Annotated in this window: 21 protein-coding genes; 2 read left to right on the top strand and 19 right to left on the bottom strand. The window is 38.9% G+C overall.

From position 1 onward, the window contains the following. From AB1444_13375 to AB1444_13290, 18 genes are all read right to left on the bottom strand, one after another. Window positions 1-1,008, bottom strand: a 1,008-nt coding sequence (locus AB1444_13375) for a penicillin acylase family protein (GenBank protein MEW6527640.1), incomplete at its 3' end; no start/stop codon positions are given. A gap of 155 nt (window positions 1,009-1,163) precedes the next feature. Beyond that, the gene (locus tag AB1444_13370) at window positions 1,164-1,400 is read right to left on the bottom strand and encodes a MoaD/ThiS family protein (GenBank protein ID MEW6527639.1); all 237 of its coding nucleotides are present in this window, start codon (window positions 1,398-1,400) and stop codon (window positions 1,164-1,166) included. Next, window positions 1,382-3,262 (bottom strand): aldehyde ferredoxin oxidoreductase family protein, encoded by a 1,881-nt coding sequence (locus tag AB1444_13365; GenBank protein ID MEW6527638.1) that lies wholly within the window; start codon window positions 3,260-3,262, stop codon window positions 1,382-1,384. The genes AB1444_13370 and AB1444_13365 overlap by 19 nt, the downstream gene beginning before the upstream one ends. 7 nt (window positions 3,263-3,269) lie before the next feature. Then, window positions 3,270-3,707 carry a hypothetical protein gene (locus AB1444_13360; GenBank protein ID MEW6527637.1) on the bottom strand — a complete coding sequence of 146 codons (438 nt, stop codon included), beginning with the start codon at window positions 3,705-3,707 and terminating at the stop codon, window positions 3,270-3,272. A 66-nt stretch (window positions 3,708-3,773) separates the two neighbouring features. Further along, window positions 3,774-4,934, bottom strand: a complete 1,161-nt coding sequence (locus AB1444_13355) for an acyl-CoA dehydrogenase family protein (protein ID MEW6527636.1) — start codon at window positions 4,932-4,934, stop codon at window positions 3,774-3,776. 34 nt (window positions 4,935-4,968) lie between these two features. Then, window positions 4,969-6,333: an MmgE/PrpD family protein gene (locus tag AB1444_13350; protein ID MEW6527635.1), complete on the bottom strand. Its 1,365-nt coding sequence runs from the start codon at window positions 6,331-6,333 to the stop codon at window positions 4,969-4,971. A 39-nt stretch (window positions 6,334-6,372) separates the two neighbouring features. Then, window positions 6,373-7,173 (bottom strand): CoA-transferase, encoded by an 801-nt coding sequence (locus AB1444_13345; protein MEW6527634.1) that lies wholly within the window; start codon window positions 7,171-7,173, stop codon window positions 6,373-6,375. 12 nt (window positions 7,174-7,185) lie between these two features. Further along, window positions 7,186-8,121 (bottom strand): CoA-transferase, encoded by a 936-nt coding sequence (locus AB1444_13340; protein ID MEW6527633.1) that lies wholly within the window; start codon window positions 8,119-8,121, stop codon window positions 7,186-7,188. A 33-nt stretch (window positions 8,122-8,154) separates the two neighbouring features. Continuing rightward, the gene (locus AB1444_13335; protein ID MEW6527632.1) at window positions 8,155-10,545 is read right to left on the bottom strand and encodes a formate C-acetyltransferase/glycerol dehydratase family glycyl radical enzyme; all 2,391 of its coding nucleotides are present in this window, start codon (window positions 10,543-10,545) and stop codon (window positions 8,155-8,157) included. A gap of 94 nt (window positions 10,546-10,639) precedes the next feature. Continuing rightward, entirely contained in the window at window positions 10,640-11,476 is an 837-nt protein-coding gene (locus tag AB1444_13330) for an SDR family NAD(P)-dependent oxidoreductase (protein ID MEW6527631.1), read from the bottom strand. A 166-nt stretch (window positions 11,477-11,642) separates the two neighbouring features. Next, window positions 11,643-12,635: an NAD-dependent epimerase/dehydratase family protein gene (locus tag AB1444_13325; GenBank protein MEW6527630.1), complete on the bottom strand. Its 993-nt coding sequence runs from the start codon at window positions 12,633-12,635 to the stop codon at window positions 11,643-11,645. Between the two features lie 35 nt (window positions 12,636-12,670). After that, entirely contained in the window at window positions 12,671-13,222 is a 552-nt protein-coding gene (locus AB1444_13320) for a PadR family transcriptional regulator (GenBank protein ID MEW6527629.1), read from the bottom strand. A 380-nt stretch (window positions 13,223-13,602) separates the two neighbouring features. Further along, window positions 13,603-14,754 (bottom strand): methionine adenosyltransferase, encoded by a 1,152-nt coding sequence (gene metK, locus AB1444_13315; GenBank protein MEW6527628.1) that lies wholly within the window; start codon window positions 14,752-14,754, stop codon window positions 13,603-13,605. Between the two features lie 125 nt (window positions 14,755-14,879). Then, complete coding sequence (locus AB1444_13310; protein ID MEW6527627.1) at window positions 14,880-15,071, bottom strand: ferredoxin; 192 nt, start codon at window positions 15,069-15,071, stop codon at window positions 14,880-14,882. Between the two features lie 62 nt (window positions 15,072-15,133). Further along, window positions 15,134-15,469: a preprotein translocase subunit SecG gene (gene secG, locus AB1444_13305; protein MEW6527626.1), complete on the bottom strand. Its 336-nt coding sequence runs from the start codon at window positions 15,467-15,469 to the stop codon at window positions 15,134-15,136. Window positions 15,470-15,523: 54 nt separating this feature from the next. Then, complete coding sequence (gene tpiA / locus AB1444_13300; protein MEW6527625.1) at window positions 15,524-16,285, bottom strand: triose-phosphate isomerase; 762 nt, start codon at window positions 16,283-16,285, stop codon at window positions 15,524-15,526. Window positions 16,286-17,669: 1,384 nt separating this feature from the next. After that, window positions 17,670-18,677, bottom strand: coding sequence for a type I glyceraldehyde-3-phosphate dehydrogenase (gene gap / locus AB1444_13295; protein MEW6527624.1), 1,008 nt, complete (start codon window positions 18,675-18,677; stop codon window positions 17,670-17,672). Between the two features lie 129 nt (window positions 18,678-18,806). After that, window positions 18,807-19,562 (bottom strand): alpha/beta hydrolase, encoded by a 756-nt coding sequence (locus AB1444_13290; GenBank protein MEW6527623.1) that lies wholly within the window; start codon window positions 19,560-19,562, stop codon window positions 18,807-18,809. A 144-nt stretch (window positions 19,563-19,706) separates the two neighbouring features. Between AB1444_13290 and AB1444_13285 the strand changes: the two genes are divergently transcribed. Both AB1444_13285 and AB1444_13280 read left to right on the top strand, forming a co-directional pair. Beyond that, entirely contained in the window at window positions 19,707-20,261 is a 555-nt protein-coding gene (locus AB1444_13285; GenBank protein ID MEW6527622.1) for a hypothetical protein, read from the top strand. A gap of 577 nt (window positions 20,262-20,838) precedes the next feature. Continuing rightward, the gene (locus AB1444_13280; GenBank protein ID MEW6527621.1) at window positions 20,839-21,312 is read left to right on the top strand and encodes a YbhB/YbcL family Raf kinase inhibitor-like protein; all 474 of its coding nucleotides are present in this window, start codon (window positions 20,839-20,841) and stop codon (window positions 21,310-21,312) included. 16 nt (window positions 21,313-21,328) lie between these two features. On the opposite strand, the gene AB1444_13275 is transcribed toward AB1444_13280, so the two are convergent. Further along, on the bottom strand, window positions 21,329-21,928 hold a 600-nt coding region (locus AB1444_13275), incomplete at its 5' end, for a transposase (protein MEW6527620.1).

Raw genomic sequence — 21,928 nt, 5'->3', positions numbered from 1 at the left:
CCACTTTCCATTATATTTATACCGTTCATTTTTCCAATCGATAGTTTCTTTAAACAAATCCACCATATCCGCTCCCTGATTGGTAAGCCCCCATGCACAGTGTTTATTGTAACCCGAAGCAACAAACGGCAATCCCACAACCTGAGCGCCAGCAACTTCAAAATCCCCGGCCTTAACATGAATCAGATAAAAATCATTTGGCATCTTTGACTGATGTACCTGCATATCACTGCATAAAATTGCTTTCTTATTTGCAGTCAGTTGTGGTGCAACTGCCCAGTTGTTGGATGCTGACCGGCAACCTAAAAGCCAGCCCATCTCTTTTATCAGTGATGCAAATTGCAAATCCAAAAGCCACTCTTTTGAACTATCTCCCACAACCGTTGGAGTATCAGGTGGTGTAAAGTTAAGAAGCATACTTCCCTTTTCCCTGCCCAATTTCTGAAAAATCTTATGATACAACAGCTCATATTTCATATTGTAGGCCAGGCTCCAGTTCAGCATCATCCCAACACAAATGGAATCAGCTATCTCCCACTTTTCTTTTTTCATGACTAAAAGTTTCATGTACACATTGGGGCCATGAGTATCAAGATAATGGTTAACACCATCTACATAGCGCTGGTATATTTTTTTATAATAGGGCGATAGTTTCTGTGCATAGGCCTTTGCCCTTTCATAAAAGCCAACCCCTCGCAAAAAGTAATCCTTGCTCAGTGCATCCGCTCCTGCAAACTCGCTAATTCGCCCCTGAGCAATTCGCCGTGTGAACTCCATCTGAAATAATCTGTCCTGGGCATTGACAAAGCCCCATGCAAAAAAAAGATCTTCTTTATTTTGCGCAGTGATAGTTGGTACGGCAAAGCTGTTTCTTTCTATGGTTACTGGTGCCGATAGCCCTGGTGCATTAATATCTGTGGAGTAATCAGGCAATCCGGTTCGTAAGAAAAGGTAAACTGCAATAATACCTATAAGTACAATGGCTATTATTATAATGATCTTTTTCATGGCAAACCCCCGTGATGATGCTGTATAGTATAATTCACTAAAAGTGAGCAGTACAAAAAAATATATCATTATTAGTATGCTGGAATAATTGGATTGTCAAATATTTTGCTTAAAAACATGGGGAACGTTCATCAAAATTTTGTAAGAATAATTATCTAACCACCAAAAACAAGAGGAATAACTTTTATGATATCTCCATCATGTAGTTTACCATTCATCTTCAACCGTTTCCCATTTTTGAAGAAAGCTATCTGAACACTTTTTTTTATTTTTATTTTTTTTGCTAAATCTTTAACCTGTGCATCGCACGCTAAAGTCACTGTATGCTTAAACAGTTCTTTACGTAAAATACCAACACCTTCAACAATAACTCCTATTTCCCCTTTTGCCATACTAGTGCAGCTTCCTGTTCAAGCCCATATTTGTGTAACGTATCAACTGTTGCTATCCCTTCAACTTTATCCAGATTCATAAGTTCATAAAAATGCTGTATCATACCATCAAAATTAATCATGATACCCTGTGGCTCACCATCACGTGCAGGTTCCAGCATTCTATCTGTCAACGCATCATCACCTGCCTTCAAACCAAATCTATAATTGATGAGTCGTTTCAAATGATATATACGCCATCCTGCGTCAAGTGCATCCTGTAATGAATAATTATACCCAGTAACAGCATTCAGTATACCAACCATTTCAGCAAATGTTAGTGAACGATCAGCATACTGACAAAAGCATGCACTGTTTTCTATAGAACCTATAGCTGTTGCCAGCACCATGGTTTCTGGCTTTTTTTCATCTGTTAATGCTTCTAAATCAAATTCAAACCCAATTTCAGGATAGTTGCATGCTCCCGTTTCCATAAAATGCATTGCCGTGGATACATGACAGGCACCTCGTGGGCTGACTGCATATGCTAAAGCATGCCCATGCCCTCCGCCACGTGGATCATGCATTGGTGCTTCTAAACCTTTTGACTGTGCTGTATAGTTAATTGAATTTCTACCAATAGTTTTTGCAGCTGCCTTGCTACCTTTTGCAAGTAAATGTCCTAAAGGGCCTTCTTTTCTGGCAATTGATGGGATAATGGTATTTATTACAGTGTGCATATCACCCCATTGGAGCGGTACCCCTCCAGTTTCTTTTTCAGTTAAATCTCCCCTTTCAAATGCCTCCATTGCCCATGCTATTGTGGCTCCTGTTGATATAGTATCCAGGCCAAATTCATTACACAATCTTCCTGCTTTACATACCGCAGCAAGGTCCTCAGAGCCAAGTAAACATCCTAATGCAGCCACTGTTTCATATTCCGGTCCCGGACCTTCAGGTAAGCTATATGGCCCTTCATCAACTTTTACTATCCTTTTACATGCTATGATACAATATGCACATGTTCCAGTCCTTGTTAAATATTTTTCCGTTAATGTGCTCCCTGTTAATTTTTCTGCCATTTCTTCATTAAAATTTGATGTCCAGTTTTTAACCGGGACATCTCCTGTATACATATGGCCCTCCAGATTTCCAGCAGAACCAAACTCATGTAAAACCTGTGAAATGATATATTCCTTGATACGTGGAGTAAGTTCTTTAATAAGACGTTTTACTTTTTGTTCTTCAAAATATTTCATTATAGTTTGATGTGGTTCAATCACAATAGCTTTTATATTTTTTGAACCCATTATGGCACCCAATCCACACCTGCCAAATGCATGATGTGCATCGCTGAGTATACAGGCATATGCAACACCATTTTCACCGGCAGGACCTATTATTAAAGTTCTGCTTCTTCCTCCATATCTTTCCTTGATTGCAGAATATGCTTCATCAATTGTTTTACCCCACAACTCTTCTGAAGGTATAATATTAAAAGAACCCTGAGCAATATGAATGATAGATGGCATTGTGCATTTTCCTGTTATAATAATTCCATCATATCCTGCATATCGCAATTGAGGAGGGAAATATCCGCCACATGAAGATTCAGCAAATGCCCCCGTTAAAGGTGATCGTGCAACGGCACTCATTCTGCTAGTTCCAGACAATGGCATTCCTGCCAATGGGCCATTTGCAAAAATTAACACCGATTTTTCTGAAAAAGGTGCTGCATCAAAATCAGCATAATCCCAGAAAAGCTTTGCAGCCAATCCACTCCCACCAATAAATTTTTTGTATACATCTTCTTCCAATGATAGTATTTGGGTTTTCCCTGTTGTACAATTTATATGTATTACTTTCCCGGTATTTCCATACATGACAGCCTCACTTTGTCACTATCAGATCTTCTCTACCCATTTCCTTAAGAACTATGGGAAATTGCTGAAACGTTGGTTTAATTACCGGCAATAGTTTCAGCATTGCTGTAACCTTTCCCCCCTGCTTTATAATTCCTTTTGCAACCCCTGCTATTGGATTTTCCAATCCATGCCAGAAACGGTGTGAATGATCAGCAGGTTGCGATGACCACACATCAGCTTCAATATCACATTTGCCCAAATAAAAAGTACCATAATAACCCTCTTTTTTTGGAGGATTTTTTAAATCTATTGTTATCTCAGCATCAGGATCAGTATAAATAAATTTTATGACAATACCTGCTCTTGCAAGCTTTGAACCAATTTTAGGGTCTTTTAAAATATTATCCAGAAAATACCCATATATTGTATACAACTCCTCTGTGTCTTTGTAATACTTTCCCATAGCTTCCTCCCTGTATAATTAAAAAAATTTAGAATTCTTTTATTGCTTGCCACTAATCACCATAAATTATTTTCTCTGATCAAAGCGACGCCCATATAACATACTTGCTATTCCAATCTTCAACATCTGGATTGTGCCGCCGGCAACACCCCATGCCTTTGCATCCCTGTACATTCTTTCAACAGGGAATTCTGTGCTGTAGCCATATCCACCAAAGATTTGCATTGCCGTATTAGTAACATCAACAACCATTTCATTGGCATACGCTTTTGCAAGTGATGCTTCATAAATTGACGGCAGTCCTCCACCGGCATTGGTAGCTGCTCTGTACACCAGTAACCTGGCTGCATCAAGCTTCATTGCCATATCGACAGTCATAAACTGTATTGCTTGAAACTCACATATTGGCCTGCCAAACGCTTCACGTTCCATGGCATATTTTTTTGCTTCAGCCAGTGCACCACCAGCAATCCCCAAGCACATAGCAGCATTTCCACATCTCTCAATATGAAAAGTTGCCATAAGCCTGTTAAACTCACCCGGTTTTAATACAACATTTTCTTTTGGCACTCTGACATTATCAAAAAACAAATCACACGAAGGCATTCCATGTAAACCCATATAAACTTCCTGCTTGCCAAAACTAAATCCTTCCATTCCTTTTTCCACTATCAAACTGCCAATACCTTTATACCCTTTAATATTATCAAAACGAGTGTATACCAGGTAATGCGTTGCATGACCACCACCTGTAATAAATGCTTTCCGGCCATTAAGAACATAACTATCGCTATCTTCTAAAGCATTTGTCCTCAAAGCAGTTAAATCTGATCCCGCTTCTGGCTCAGTCATACACACAGACACACTGTATTCACCCTTACAAACGCCAGGAATTAATTTCTTCTTCTGCTCTTCACTCCCAAGAATATCAATAGCTTTGATAGGGCCAACATTTGATTCAAAAACCGGAGCTGCAATCATAGGGCTATATTTTGCCAGCTCTTCTATTGCAATTATGGCATTTAACAAAGGCTGTCCTCCCCCGCCATATTCTGGAGAAAGTGTCATGCCCAAAAGGCCAAGCTCAGCAAATTTTGAAATTAATTGAAAAGGAAACTGGCACGTCTTATCAATTTCCCTTGCTAAATCTTTGAACTTTTCCCTTTCACCTAAATCATGAATAAGTTTAATCAGCATCTGTTGCTCTTCACTATAGCTAAAATCCATGTATAATACCCCCGGGCTAAAATTTTATCTGTAATTAAATAATTTTAATAAGCTCATTTATATCCTTTATTTTTTCAATATTCATAACCATCTCAGCCAATGCATCAGCATCTATCTTTCTACGTTTTGTAAACCGTTTAATTTTTTGCTTAATATCTTCCACATCCATAGGATCACGCGGGTCACCTTTGGGAATATCAACCTGTTTTTGAATGATTTGTCCATTAATTAGTTTTATTGTAACACGGCTTGCAGTTTTGTCGGGATACATAGCATTCAGATCGTCAGCAGCTTTGACTGTTACTTTTTTTGAAAATTCAATTAATGTACTATCACTTATACGTTTTTCTGTAATCTGAGCTGGCCCTAAATCACCATCAAATATACAGACACTCACAGTAAAAGGAATAGAAAACTGCGCTGCAACAAAACTGCTATTGCTAGTAATATGCTTTCCCACAGCCAGTTCAGCAATCCCATATGTTTCCACAAGAATAGAATCCACATCATCGGGCTTAAAATTATTTTCCTGTATTAGTCCTAATGTTCCCTGCACTGCCCCGTGAGTATGCCGGCATCCTGTATACGGTTTAATATAAATATCCATAATCGTAAAATGTTCACCCAGCTTATCAATAAGCCTTTCAGGCTTTGGTTCTGCTTTGCTGGTAATTTGAGTAAAGCCACCTTTAAGCTCTGACCCTTCAAAAACTTTTGGGAATCCCGTAATACCATGAGCTGCAAGGCCTGCAGCCATAATTCCTGCGCTAGCAGCCTGTCCTCCCTGTACAATCTTAATGGTATACCCACCCATTAAATGTTCAGCCATTGAAAGAGGAACAATATATCCGGCATTGCCTATCGCATTGAGCATACCATGTTCATCAAGCTTCATTAATTTGCCAGCAGTCGTTGCTGCCCCAAAAGTACCGCACGTTCCTGTTGGCAAAAAACCTGAAAGGGTATGGAACGGATGCACTGAAGCTGCAGCCCTATTTGCAACCTCATAGCCAGCAATGATTGCTGTAAGAACACTTTTTCCATCTTTTTTATATTTTTCACCAATAGCCAGTGCTGCAGGCATAACCGCACAAACAGGGTGATTGCCTCCAAATCTCAGACCATCCTGAGCTTCAATAGCTTCAGCTGTTGTCCCATTGATAAATGCAGCACTCAGTAAATCAGTCTTTTTTTTAATTCCTAAAATTGTTGATGTATTTTTCCCAGTAATTGACATGATAAAATCAATGATGTGTTTAACAGCTTCTATCTCTAAAGAACCATATACATTGGCAATATAATCTAGAAGACACAGTTTTGCTTTATAGATTACCTGCTCAGGAATGTCATTATATGTAAGCTTTGCGCAGAAGTCTGAAAGCATTTTTGTATATTCCATACTTTCCTCCTTTTATACATCCAAATATTTTTTATTTGCCTATACGTATCCACGCTTTTCATAAATTTTGATCATCCTAAATGGATCCAGTATTTCACGGAGTGCTTTCAATTCTTCAGCACGAGGTGGTTCTGTTTCATGAACGTCATCACTGACCTCCAGTTTCCAGGGAGTAAGCTTGACCACTTCATCCACACTTGTATCAGGATGATAGCTCTCCAAATATGCCACTTTAGTCGTTTTATCAAAACGCAGCACTGCTTTATTGGTAATAATAACAGAAGGACCGGTATTGGCAGGCAAGCCCCACTTTTCACGGGAACCGGGGCCATCTATATACCCTGGTGTTGTAATAAAATCAACCTTTTCAGCCATATGACGGGTATCATGGAGTGATATAATAAGCACTTTTTTGGCCAGCGAGCCTATTGGGTTTGCCCCACCAGATCCCGGGAGTCTGCTTTTTGGCGCATTGTAGTCACCAATGACTGTTGTATTTATATTGCCATATTTATCCACCTGACTTCCCGCAAGAAATCCAACATCTATCCAGCCACCCTGAAGAAACATACCCATTACATCAACAAGCCCCCCAATCATTGCAGCACCAGGATTAAGACATGGATCACCTACCGATAAAGCAGGCCTCAGTGGCCGCGCATCATATACACCTGACTCCTGCATGAGCTTTGCATTAGGAGCGTGCGTATATCGAGCAATATTTGCTGCCATTGTCGGAAACCCTGTACCTACTATGACAATATCTCCATCCTGTATTTCACGCGCACCGCAGCAGGCCATTAATTCTGGTTTAATATAATCATTTGGATGTTCTGACATGGCAAACCTCCTTTAATATGCATATGATACGGGGTAACTGTAATCAAATTTGGCCCAGAGTTTTTTAAATTGCTCATAGCCAAACTTCTGTATGTAGTGATTGATATACTCAGTCCTGTTATTAACACCAAATACCCATTCATCAAGAAATGCCTGAAAGCCTTCTACAGTATTTGATGCTTGCTGATAAAGATATCCAAATGAAAAATCCACATCATAGAATCCTGGCGTATAACCCGGATGAGCCCCAAAAGGTTCTTCAGTCACTGCAACAACTTTAAACCCGGGAACAATGGTTCTTGAAGGATCCTTCCCAACAACCTCACGGCTTACTATCCTTTCACAGCTTACTATTACCTTTTTAGCTGCATTGGCTCCCCATTTACAATCACCACCAATACCCCACATCTGGGCATTGCCTTCTTCATCTGCCTGCTGAACATGAATTATTGCAACATCTGGATTGAGTGCTGGTACCAGCATTACCGGGCTCCCATCAAACGGTGAATCAATAAATTTATACTTGTTATCACCCATAAATGATTTTATCTTCATTAAATCAGTACCCACCATATCCTTTACAGGCACAAACGGCATGCCCAGTGCACCTGCCATAAGCATCAATGGTAATGATAAATTAGTATATTCTTCGATCTCAATTTTGTGGGGGATACCTTTTTCTATTGAACGTCTGAAACATCGTGCAAGGCCATACAAGCCCAGTGAAATAAATGTACAAATAAACCGCTTTACACAACCTGCACCTATGAGCATGTCAAAATCATCAGCAGTATTACTACGAACAACCGTTAAATCTTTTTTCTTCTGGCGTATAATTTCATGTATAGCAGCAAATGGCGGCCTGCATATGTAACCACCAATAAAAAGAAAATCACCATCATTAACAAATTTAGTGATTGCTTCCTGTGTGGTCATTATTTTACTCATACTTTCCTCCAATAAAATCAATATATGTATTTCTTATGGTTTATACTCAAATTCAGTGCGACTGATTATTTCCTCTTGAGCTATCTCCGATAGTCCTACAAATTCAGCCGAATAACCGCTGACGCGGACAAATAAATCCCTGTATTTTTCCGGATTTTTCTGTGCATCACGTAAAATTTTTGAATCAACCATATTAAATTGAACCTGCATTCCGCCTTTTGCAAAATATGTTTCAATCAGGTAAGATAGATGTTCTGTTGATATTTTGTTGCCATTGAATCGCATATTGAGATTGGCACCATTATATATCTTTGTTAACGGAAGCTTTGTTATGGAGTTCATTATGGCAGTGGGACCTGAAATTGCATTTCCCGTTGTAGGGGTTAATCCATTACCCAAAACATCTCCTGCATGCCGACCGTCAGGCGTAGCTCCAGTAAATGCACCAAAGCTTATATGAAAACCTACTACAAACACACCCGGCCAGAATGTACCTCCTCTGAAATTTTTGAGGCTACTAACTGTATCACAAAAATGTTCCAGAACCGTAATTCCTAATCCATCAACTTCATCATTGTCATTTCCAAATTTTGGTATTCTTCTATAAAAATAAACTCTTTTGTCCTCAACATCCTGCCAGTCATCAGAAAGCCATTGTGCCAGCTCACCTATACTGCAGTACTTTTGATCATAAACAGCCTTCTTTACTCCATACAGGCTATCAACAATATTGGCAAAACCAATAAGCTGTACTCCTGTTGAATTATAGATGGCACCGCCTGATGTTAAATCCTTCCCTTTTTCTATACAACCATCAATCATCACTGATGCAAAGGGTGAAGGTACGTGTTCAGAAATAGTTTTATCAAGTATTTCCATGCCACGAGCCATCTGATTCATAAAATGTTTCACCTGACAGTCATACGCATTCCATACATCATCAAACGTATGAAATGTGATGGGGTCGCCCGTTTCAATTCCACTTTTATACCCAAAAATATTATCAACACCATTGGATAGAGCAAATTCCAAACATTTGATACCGCTGAACTGAACAGCAAAAGTTGAACCAAAACATTTACCCTGCGCATTTGGTTCAACACAACCAACAAGGGCATAGTCACGGGCATCTTCAATGGAATGGCCGGCTTTTATCAGAGTCTCAATAACTGTTTCATCACTAAAAAAGTGCATTAACACACCATCACGAGCATATTCAACAGCTTTAGTTAAAAATTCCTTAGGAGTCTTCTTTGAAATCCTTACACTGAAATTAGGCTGTACCGTCCGTATATCAGCATATGCATCAAGAACTATGTACGATAGTTCATTGGTAGCGTCATTACCGTGCCTATCAACACCACCTACGGTTACATTCTGAGTAGTTTTACCTTCTGCACCTTCCCCACCAGGGATATAAGCCTCCTCCAGAACATTCCAGATTTCATTCATCTTGATAAACAACAATGAAATAAGCTCGCGAGCTTTATCCTGAGTGATACGTCCTGATTTTATATCCTTTTCAAAAAATGGATATAAAATCTGGTCAATCCTGCCAATTGAAACCGAATTGCCTCCTGATTCAATCTGAGTAACCAGATGGATAAAATATAGCGATTGGACAGCTTCATGAAATGTTTCAGCAGGATATTCAGGCACCTTTTCACAAATACGTGCTATTTCAAGTAACTCCTCTGCACGCTTTTGACTTTTTGTTTTACTGGCCATTTCCCGTGCTTTCTTTGCATATCGTTTGGCAAATACTATCGCTGCCTTGCATGAACGTATCATTGCATCATACAGCAGCCACTTTTCGTTAGTTTGGTCCTGTACATCAAGCTCATGTATCTTTTGTTCTAGCTGCAAAATAATCCCTTTCAGACCAAGTTGTAAAACCTTAGAATAATTCATGGTAAAGTGGCCAATGCCGTAGGTTATCTCAAGCATCATGGTAAAGATATATTTATCCATATCTTCCATAACATCCTGGGGTAATTGGCTTTCAAAAATATCTTCAACTGTTTTACCATGCCAAAAGGGAAGTATATCAGCCAATAGTTCCTGTTTTTCTTTCTGTGTAATCAAAGCTTTCTGTAATAAGCGCTTATCAAAATTATCACAATCGCCTTCAATCCATCGCGACTTGTTTTCAGGGAATAGCGGAGCACCTTTCAACTTTGATGTTCTGCATCCAACTATCAACTCATCATCACGAATGATAATACCGATATTGTTCAATATATGTTCCAGTGCCAGGCTCATCCTTGTTATGGCAGGTTTTTCCCAGTTAAGCTTCATGGATTGTGTCAAATATCGTGCCCGTTCAATACAAACTTCCTGTGGAGCATTAATAATTCTCCATCGCAAGGTATTAACTCTTTCAAAATCATCATAATGAGGTACTATTTTCCGTAATGTTTCCATACCATTACCTCCCTTTCACTTACCAGTGCATCATAGTATACACTTTAAAAACTGCATTCAAGATACTCAAAGACCATCTATAAAACTACTCTGGCTATCGTGGTTTGATATCCATGTAGTTTATCAGGATAATGTCTCTTAACTTTACAGGCAAAAAATTATTCAGCCACAGGAAAAATGTGCTTTTAAAATCTATCTGGTTGTAAAGCTTGGGATTTTTTGCCATCACTACGTTATAAATTTTTTTTGCAGCAAATTCAGGGTTGGGTGCTGTTTTGATTAATTCATTATCCCTATTAATAAACCGTTTTACCCGGTCAAAATACGGTGAATTAAATGGCGATAGCACATGAATTTTTGCTGCAAATCGTGTTGACACCTGCGCGGGTTCAATGATTGCCACTTTTATGCCAAAAGGTTCAACTTCATACCGTATAGATTCAATAAGCCCTGTTAAGGCAAATTTTGTTGCAGTATAAATTGATTCAAACGGGAAAGGTATTCTTCCTACCAGAGACGACATGGCAATTAACTTCCCTCTTTTCCAACCCCGCATATAGGGAATAAATGCTTTAAAGATTGCTGCAGCCCCTATTACATTGATTTCAAAACATTTCAGCGCCTTTTCTAAATCAATTTCTTCAAAAGGGCCAAAAAACCCAATACCAACATTGGAAAGAACCGTATCCACTTTTTTAAATTTTTCTAAAACCTTATCACGGAATGTTAATATGCGCTTTCTATCGGTAATATCAAAATCCTCTAAGTAAACCTTATCTTTATCTATGGATTCCAGTTCTTTGCCAAGTGAATTGAGTAATTCTGTATCTTTATCAAAACCAGCAACACAGTGGCCTTCTTTGACAAGCATTTTAGCCACCTCTCTTCCCATACCATCAGCAATACCGGTTATTACTATAACATCACTCATATACGTTCCTCCAATTTAATAATTATGGGCACCTCTAAAAACTGCTTTCTTCCTTAAATATCCATATAAAGAAAGCGGTTTTACCTTATATATGTGCACACAAAGAACATCCAAAAAAACAGCTATTAGAAGTTCCCTTATGATTTATATTATTCCATTTGAATCTTTATTTGATTTTTTGGGATTTATACCATGCCCCCATTTGTTCCATTGATTCTTTAAAATCCGGGTATTGAAACTTGAACCCGGTAGATTTTAATTTTGAATTATCCACAACATAATCATTATAAAGATATTTAACAGCATCATACTCCAGATCGGGTATTTTACCTTTCCTGGCTGAAAAATAACCATCAATTCTTGCAGCTAATTTGATAATAGATAATGGCATGTGAATGCGTGGTGGTGTTGTTTCAAAAACCTTTGCTGCTAAACATAGTGCTTCTTCAACTGTTGGATGTGAATCGTCTGAAATATTATATGCCTGCCCTATGGATTCTTCCCGCAGCGATAGATGCACCACTGCAGCTGCTACATCTTCTGCCCGTACATTTGACAATAACTGCCTGCCATTGCCAGGAATTGCACCAATTTTGGTTGGTCGTGAAAAAACCTTGCCGGCTCCATCGTTGCAGCGTGGACCATATACTGTACATGGTCGTGTAATGATTGCTGGAAGCCCCTGTTTAATTTTTCCCCAGACTATATTTTCTCCATCTCGCTTGCTTCTGCCATACGCATCCTGAGGTTCACGCGGACTGTCTTCAGAAAACGGAACACCTTTATAATAACCATACACACTTGTTGAACCCACATGAACATAACATTTAACTTTATGGTCAAGTGCCAGTGTGGTTATCCTGTCAACACCTTCAACATTGGTATGATACAGAACTTCATAGGGTGTTGAAAAATTGCAGATAGCACCAAGATGAAAAATCCTGTCAACATTACCTTCAAAAAGTTTTGGCAATGTTTCGGGTTTAGTCAAATCTGAAGGAACAAACTCAACGCCTAAATTATCAAAAAATGAAGTATCTTTGCGAGGACGTGATGTTGCACGCACTTTAACACCCTGTTTAACCAGATATTCAACAAGGTGGCTTCCCATAAATCCTGCAGCACCAGTAACCAGCGTAATCCCATCATAGCGTATCATACTTTCCCCCATGCTACGATAACTGAAATTTTATATTATGACTTTTTTACCAGCATCCCCCCATTTTCTTTTATTATCTCTTCTTTTGCCTGTTTTAACCATTCCAGGTATATTTCATTGAACTTGACTCCAAGATCAGCAATTAATCTGACATACACACTTTGTTTGCGCCATCGTGAAAGGTTTTGCATTCTTCTTTTTAACTGGTCTTCATACATAGCTATTTGTTCATCTATTATCTCCACAGCGCGATCAGAATCTCCAAATCCAAAAAAAGCAAAACGCAATAAAAAAGGGTCGCGCAGCAGCATCTGCTTTTCAGGTGATGAATGCAGCCACTGTGCAAAATCTTTTTTTCCTTCTTCTGTTATGCGATAGCACTTTTTATGAGGCCCACCATCATCAGAGGGGACAATTTCCGTAACTTCAATTAATCCGCTTTCTTCCAGATCTTTTAAACTGGTATATATCTGCCCAAAATTGATTGTCCACATGTGTCCAAAATTCTTTTCTATATGGTCTTTTATGCGATAACCATGCATATCAGTATAATGAAGTAGACCAAGAATAGCATATTTTATTGACATGCAAATATCCTTCACAAATATTAAATTTTAACTATATACTTTATATATATATACTTTATATATACTGTCAAGTGTTTTTTTGAAATTTTTTAAAAATATTTTAATCACAAAAAAAGGGGGTCTCAAAACAAACCGGGAGTTCTGAATATCGCGGGTGCAAAATCATTGCGAGCGTAGCGCCTGTGCTGAGCCTGTCGAAGCGAAGCAATCTCAATGCCACAGAAGATGAGATTGCCACGCGCCTACTGCGCTCGCAACTATGGGATTGCTTCGTCACTTCGTTCCTCGCAATGACATAAGGGTAAAATTAATAACAAAGGGGGTGCCTTTTGGGACACCCCCCTTTTATACTCTTCAAATTTTTAAAATTAAATGCTGCTTTACCGTAACTGGGCTGCTACCTTAGTGTCTTCCCAGGTAAACCCAGATTCATTGCGGCCAAAGTGTCCGTATGCTGCTGTTGCTTTATACTTTGGTTTAAGCAGATCAAGGGTTTGAATAATGGATTTTGGTTTTAAGTTAAATACACTTTTTATTCTTTTTTCAATTTCTTCTTCCGGGATGGTATGAGTACCAAATGTATCAACCATCACCGATACGGGGTCCGCAACACCAATAGCGTAGGCCACCTGCAATTCACATCGGTATGCAAGCCCCGCAGCTACGATATTCTTGGCAATGTAGCGTCCCATATATGCAGCAGAGCGGTCCACTTTTGACGGGTCCTTGCCTGAGAATGCTCCGCCACCATGCCTTCCCATTCCACCGTAACTATCGACAATAATCTTTCTTCCCGTTAAGCCGGTATCCCCATGAGGCCCACCTACTTCAAAGCGCCCAGTGGGATTGACATATATTTTAGTATTGCTATCCCACAGATGAGCAGGGATTACCTTTTTTATAACAAGCTCACGGACCATTTCTTCCAGTGTGGGTAATGTGACTGCACCATCATGCTGTGTTGAAATGACTATTGCACTTATGCGTTTTGGCTTATCGTTTTCATACTCAACGGTGACCTGCGACTTGCCATCAGGGCGCAGAAAGTTTACCTCACCTTTTTTGCGGATTTCAGCCAATCGTTTGACAAGGCGGTGAGCATATAAAATGGGCATGGGCATCAATTCATCGGTTTCAGCAACTGCATACCCAAACATCATTCCCTGGTCGCCAGCACCCTGTTCCTTAAAAAGCCCCTGGCCTTCAGTAACACCCTGCGAAATATCAGGGGATTGTGGATGTATAAATACTTCTACTATACAATTTTTTGCATCAAATCCAATTTCTGGCGATGTATAGCCAATTTCAGCAATAACCCTTCGTGCTATTCCTTCATAGTCAACAGTTACCGCGGAGGTAATCTCCCCTGAAATGACAACACGGTTGGTGGTAACCAGCGTTTCACAGGCAACTCGTGAGTATGGATCGCCCTTTATGTGCTCATCTAAAATGGCATCAGAAATCTGATCGGCAACCTTATCCGGATGCCCTTCCGAAACAGATTCAGATGTGAATAAATAATTTCTTCCCATTGTTACGTTTACTCCTTTACGCTTTCAATAATTGCCCAACCCGTACTTCTATAAACATTGAAAGGCATATTGCATGAATATGCCTTGTAGGTATGGTTAAAATTTAATGTATATAATGTAGCCTGTCAGTCTTTCCAGTGGATACACTCAGCCGGACAGCTATCTATAACTTCCTGAATTTTATCCTCTGATGCACCTTTAGAATTTTTAACTTTGCTCACACCATCAGGCGTCATTTCAAAGACTTCTGGCAACGTATCAACACAAAGCTCGCATCCTGTACATTCGCTCTGATCAACATACACTTCTTTTGCCATAGGTTCCTCCATTGGTTTTAGATATTTATTGCATTATACTACAAAGGATATCCATACGCAATTTATTTTGGCTGCTGGGATTGTTCTTGAGGTTTTTCTAAAGCCTTTTGCTCAATAACACCACCTGACTTTTCTTCACTCAAAAGGTCCTTTTCCAGGCTGCGCGCTCTGTATGATTCTACAACTGAAAGCCCCAACGAACCTACCATAAAAAGAGCAACCATAACGGTAGTAATTTTGGTAATAATATCAGCAGTTGAAGAACCAAAGGCTGTGTTACTGGACCCACCTAAAATACCCATCCCGGCGCTTTTATCTGATTGAAGCAGGATGATGATAATGAGCAGTATTGACAATATTACAAACAATACTGTTCCAATAGAGATAAGAATACTCATATTACACCTTTAACTATTGATTAAATTTTCACAAATATAACTGTTTTTGCCTATCTACACTGTTACATTTATTATGTCAAGAAAAGATTGCACTTTAAGGCTTGCTCCACCAACCAGCACTCCATCAATATCAGGCATTGCATACAACCCTGCAATATTATCCGGTTTTACTGAACCACCATACAACACCGGGATAGTCTGTGCCACGGTATCATTATACAGCTTCTGCAATATTTTTCTAATAAAAGCATGCATGGATTGTGCTATCTCAGGTGTGGCAACCTTGCCGGTGCCTATTGCCCAAACTGGTTCATAGGCAATAACCACCTTCAGTGCATCTTCCGCAGATAATCCTTCAAAAGCCACTTTTATCTGATGTTCCACAATTGCTTCCGTTTTACCTGCTTCACGCTCTTCCAGCAGTTCCCCAATACACAACATTGGGACAATACCATGAACTATCGCCGAAACAACTTTTTTGTGAATTAACTCATCGGTTTCACCAAAGATGTGTCTTCGTTCAGAATGGCCAAGGAGTACATAATCAGCCCCTACATCTTTTAGCATCAGGGGCGATAGTTCCCCGGTAAAAGCTCCCTCCTTTTCATAGTACATATTCTGCAAACCAACCTTAATCGGTGTGCCCTCACATGCAGCCTTAACACATGTACCATAAACTGCAGGCGGAAAAAGTACAATTTCTCTTTCAGTGCTCAAAAGTCCTTCGGCGATTCCAATAGTAAGATTCACCGCTTCAGTTTTGGTAGTATACATTTTCCAGTTACCGGCAAAAATCTGTTTTCGCTGTGTATTCATAGCCCATCCTTCTATTCAATTATAGTATCATCTCCATTAAGAGTGTGTACGAAAAGCACCTCTTAATACATCTTCCTAATACATGAATACTAATGAAAATTTTTCCACAGGAACATTATATGTCATAGGTGTATCCTATTCTATGTCCAGAAGCATAAAAGTAAAGAAAATTTTTGTAGGTTAATTATTTTTCATGAGTGTTATAGCATTGTTTACATCATTTATATTTTTATGGGCACCTTTAAAAATTGACTTCATCATAACGGATGCAATAAAAAAAAGCGGTTTGATCCTCTATATTGTGCCCACAAGGGAACAACAAAAAAAAAGTTTTTTAGAAGTTCCCGTATAGTAAAGAAGCCAGAAAATATTCTAATTGGATGACACAATGGTAAAACAATCACATTACTCATGGAGGACTTACCAATGAAGCCGTCAGGGTTCTTTCATCATACACTATTACACTATACAACTTTGGCACACTACCTACACACTAATAGCTGCTATATTGTATTATTCATTTTTTTTAGTTTTGGTGATAGTTTCATTGCATACCCATGACACTTATAGTCTGTGTATTATTATACAACTGATACAGATATATCATGGGTATAGATGGACAATTACCTATATCAAGAATTATTGTACACCTGTAAAACAATGCTCAATTCCTTTAGAATTATTTAAACCATACACCATTATAGAAGAACGTTTATTCATACAGTCACAGTAGTGAGATACACATATATGCAACACTATACTGGCAACATATATTTTATTCATGATGGTTGTCTGTATGAAAATAACACCGTCATTATTAATTACGGTCAAGTAAATGATGCATGTGTAATAAAAAAAAGGTATTTGCTATTTGTTGCGATTTTTTACAACAACGATGAAGGCAATTGTTGCACTTGTTGTTTGGATAATAACATCACTTCCTGCAATTGTTGAAACTATTGTATGGTCTTTAATACTCTATTTTGTGTTGAACTGTATCAGGGTGATATTTTTTCATTAACATATAACAATAATAGCTAATACAATCTTTCGTTCATTTTCATATCATTTGTTAGTAAGATAATGATATGTATACATCACAATTTACCTATTCATAATAGAATGGGGGTGTCCCACAAGACATCTCTTTACAATGACTTTTGCCCTCCTGTCATTGCGAGGAACAAAGTGACGAAGCAATCCCATAGTTGCGAGCGCCGTAGGCGCGTGGCAATCTCATTTTCTGCGGTATAGAGATTGCTTCGCTTCGACAGGCTCAGCACAGGCGCTACGCTCGCAATTACTTTGCACCCGCGTCATTGAGAGCCCCACTGTTTGTTTTGGGACACCCCCATTTGTGTCACAGTATATTTTTTGATTACATTTACTTCATGCAATACTGGATTAAGTCAACAACACGGCATGAGTAACCCCACTCATTATCATACCAGCTCAGTATCTTTATCATATTACCACCCATAACAGCAGTTGATGGAGCATCAACAATTGAAGAGTGGGTATTGCCTTTAAAATCTATTGACACTAATTCTTCATCGCAGACCTGCAAGATACCTTTCATTTTTCCATTAGCTGCTTCACGCAGTGCCTTGTTGACATCCTCAGCGGTGGTACTGGTTTTGACTGTACACACAAAATCCACTACCGATACATCCGGTGTGGGAACACGAATTGCTAGTCCATCCAACTTGCCTTTTAATTCCGGCAGTACCAGCGCAACTGCTTTTGCTGCACCCGTGGTGGTGGGTATCATGGAAAGTGCAGCAGCACGCGCCCTGCGCAAATCAGAGTGTGGCAAATCAAGCAAACGCTGGTCATTGGTATATGAGTGAACTGTAGTCATAACACCCTTTTCAACACCAAAAGTATCGTTAAGCACCTTGACTACGGGAGCAAGACAATTTGTGGTACATGACGCATTTGAAATAATATGATGTTTGGATGGGTCATATTTATCTTCATTTACACCAAGCACTATGGTAATATCCTCACCCTTTGCCGGTGCAGTAATGATAACTTTTTTTGCCCCTGCGTCTAAATGCGGCATTACTTTATCTCGATCACGGAATTTACCTGTGGATTCAACAACTACATCAATGCCTTCAGCCTTCCATGGCAGCGAGCCTGGATTTTTTTCAGCTAAGATCTTTATTTCTTTGCCATTGACAATTATGGAATTATCGGTATGTTCCACTGTGCCATTAAAAATACCAAATACTGAATCATATTTGAAAAGCACTGCTAGCGTTTTAGCGTCGGTTAAATCATTAATACAGCGAACATCAATATCTGCATATTTTGGATCGCTCATTATTATTCGCAATACCATTCGTCCTATACGGCCAAAACCGTTAATAGCAACCTTGATACTCATAACAACCTCCTGATATAGTTAGTTTTAAATTTACATCAACAAAGAAGCGACTATGAATACACAAATCAATATATACTATTTTTTACTATTTTACCCATAAAAATTTTTAAAAAAATATAAAAAATTTTTTTAAAGCAATAGCCCCACAAACTGTTCAATGCACCGTGCTACCTGTGAAGGCTGTTCAATGTGCATCATATGTCCCTTATATGGAAATACCTGCAATATGGCATTAGGCATCTTTTTAAACGTGGTGTATGTTAAATCCAATGGCACCATTTTATCCTTTCTGTTTGCTATAAAGCAGGCTGCTGGTTTAAAATGTTTAGCATCTTCTTCATAATTATAATTATTGCAGATTGTAAAATCATTTTTTAATATGCTGATACCCGCCTGTTTCATATATTCAATTGCTGTGGTGCGCATGGTTTCATCCGCACTTCCATAGCTCAGGTCAACTGCCAGACGGCATAAACTATCAAAATCCTTTTCCAACAGTTCAAATACAACAGGATTTACCGGTAGTGTCCCGGCTGTTGCCAGAAACAGTGCACCTTTTACCGGTGCATCATGTTTTACCAGCTCAAAAATAATGCCACCACCCATTGAATGGCCAAGCACAAAAACATTACCCTGCAAAGACGTTATAAATTGTAACATTGCCTGTACATATATGTCCAATGAGCATTCTTGAACCTTAGATTTTCCATGAGCAGGAAGATCAACAGCATGTACTGTTATATTTTTTATTTCATTCATCAATGGGATAAATAGCCGTGAATCCCCACCTGCACCATGTATACATACAAGATGAATATTGGCATCCCCATCTTTGGTGCGATAGTACATGGGACCAAATGTAGTTGAAAAATACTGGCCTTTCATTATATATATCTCCCCTGAAATAGAATTATGTATAACTCACGTTTTAACTTTAGTTAAAAACAATAAATAAATGTATACACTACAATTATCGAGGTATACTTTGTGTAATACAGCACCATACGATAACAATCGAATAATTGATTTATGTATACTCCACATAATTATGCATGTCAACCAGGATTTAATGCTTCGTGTGCGTTGTGTTGTGGGAGCCACAACTATAGAGGATCATATAATGAAATAGATACACTTTTCAGAAGGCGGCTGCAGTGTTTTAGCAACATGCTTTCTTGTAGCAATGACCTCACTGCCACACTGAAAGCCTGCTTTCAGGAACTATCGCTCATAACATTACCCCCACATGACCCCCATGCCACACAATGCCCTTTTGTTGCATACACCGATACATCATATACCACAATTGGATGTTTGCTCTATCCATACTGCAATTCATTTGATTATCGAAGCCTTTTTATGGGATCAATCTGTAACACATTTTGCTGCAGAGTAAATTCACCAGAATTTTATGACAAAGTGAAAAGTGTAGCAAAACTTTGTGGGGACTGGTACTACTATAGTCTGATTATCCATGACATGAAACTTGTAGAAACTATAGTACGCACACCAACACCAGATAGCATTGAAACGTGTAAACAAAATGCAGTCATGAAGCTTTTATCATTTGCCACTGCCTTTTGAAAGTTTTTCAATAATTTTTAGCACAAAGGGAGGAGCCTCATACGTTTCAGGCAGATAGTTGGCAGGTATAGTTGATGCATTTCCATCCTGTACAGCGGCATAATGCGGTGGTAGTATTTAAAAAACCCGTTTCGTTACATTTATCCTGGATATTCTGATATAGCTGCAAATAGATGCGCGCCATGATCCCCGACTTAACCGTACAGCAATGCAACTCATAGCTTACATAAAAATCATCAAGGATTGTCTTCAATACAAAGGCGCCGGCCCCTTCAAATTTTTAATAGTTTTAATTCTTATAATGCGCAATGTTTTTTTCAACTACATCCCCTACTGTATCGCCAATTGTATATGCGTTCATGGAGATGAGCACTGCACCCGCAACGATATTTGCAATCATTGATGTTGAACCTAATAAAAAAGTGTAATCGCATGTTTTGACATAATACACAGACATTTAATTTATTATTGTTATTGAATTAAAACCCCATATTAATTGTGAAAAAAAATTTACTCTTGACTATTCATATTCTGTCTTATATAATTTTTATAAAAATACATAGTATTGGAGGAAGCCATGAATATTACATCCCGCTCGTTTACTAATGGTGGATCCATTCCTGTAAAATATGCAATGAAAGCTATAGCAGGCGGTATGAATGTATCACCACATATTGCTATTGGCGATGTTCCCAAAGAAGCTCGTTCCCTGGCAATAGCTTTTGTTGACCGTCATCCAATGGCACGCAATTGGGTGCACTGGTTGGTTATCAACATTCCTGCACATACCACTGAAATACCAGAAGGTGCATCGCTAAAAGCAATGCCGCCAGATGCTATTGAAATGATAAACACATTTGGCTTTGCCGGATACGGTGGTCCACAACCACCTCGCGGTAGTGGTGTGCATACGTATGAGCTTGCCTGTTATGCTTTAACTGAAACCTTCAAAATGCCAAAAAAAGAACTTACTGAGGCAGAGTTTTTAAAGCTCATACAACCATTGCTCATTACCCGGTGTACAATGAGTGGTAATTTTGAAAATAAATAGGCTCTGACCCCTTTTTCTATACCCACCCGGCAATGGAATAGCGCTTGCGGTATATCTCGTCATAGTGCATAAATCTTTTTATCCTTTCGGTAAATGTTTTCCCCAACTCTTTAAAATAGTCATGGTAATCTATTGGCACTCCTACATCAGCATCTTCCTGTAAATATGCCTTTATGCTGCTGTAAGTGTATGTGGTGGGGTCAGAGCATAGGTTTTTCCGTACCGGATTATACGCTAAATACCACAACAACCACAACAAATAGTGAAACCCATCACGGGCAAATTGTATAATGCTATCTTTATACCGCTCATTCCAGAATGGTCCAGTTCTTCCGGTTACCTTATTATACAATTCTGCAAACCGTGCTTTTATATACTGCATAATGCGCCCTATAGGTGCTCCATCATCTACCGTGTGAATAACTAAATGGATGTGATTGTCCATAATACAGTAGGCAATAAGCTTAAACGGGTATTTTTCTTTTGCTTTGCGTAAAATTTCCACAAAACAGGCTTTAAAGTACTCTTCTTCTAACATATTTCGCCACTCTATGCAGCGAGAAGTAATGTGATAGGTTAACCCTGGCATCTGTACACGCAATTTCCGTGCCATACG

Source organism: Spirochaetota bacterium, from assembly GCA_040756435.1.
GTDB lineage: Bacteria > Spirochaetota > UBA4802 > UBA4802 > UB4802 > UBA4802.
The sequence above is the reverse complement of the archived record's forward strand: the minus strand, read 5'-3'. Positions and strand labels throughout refer to the sequence as shown.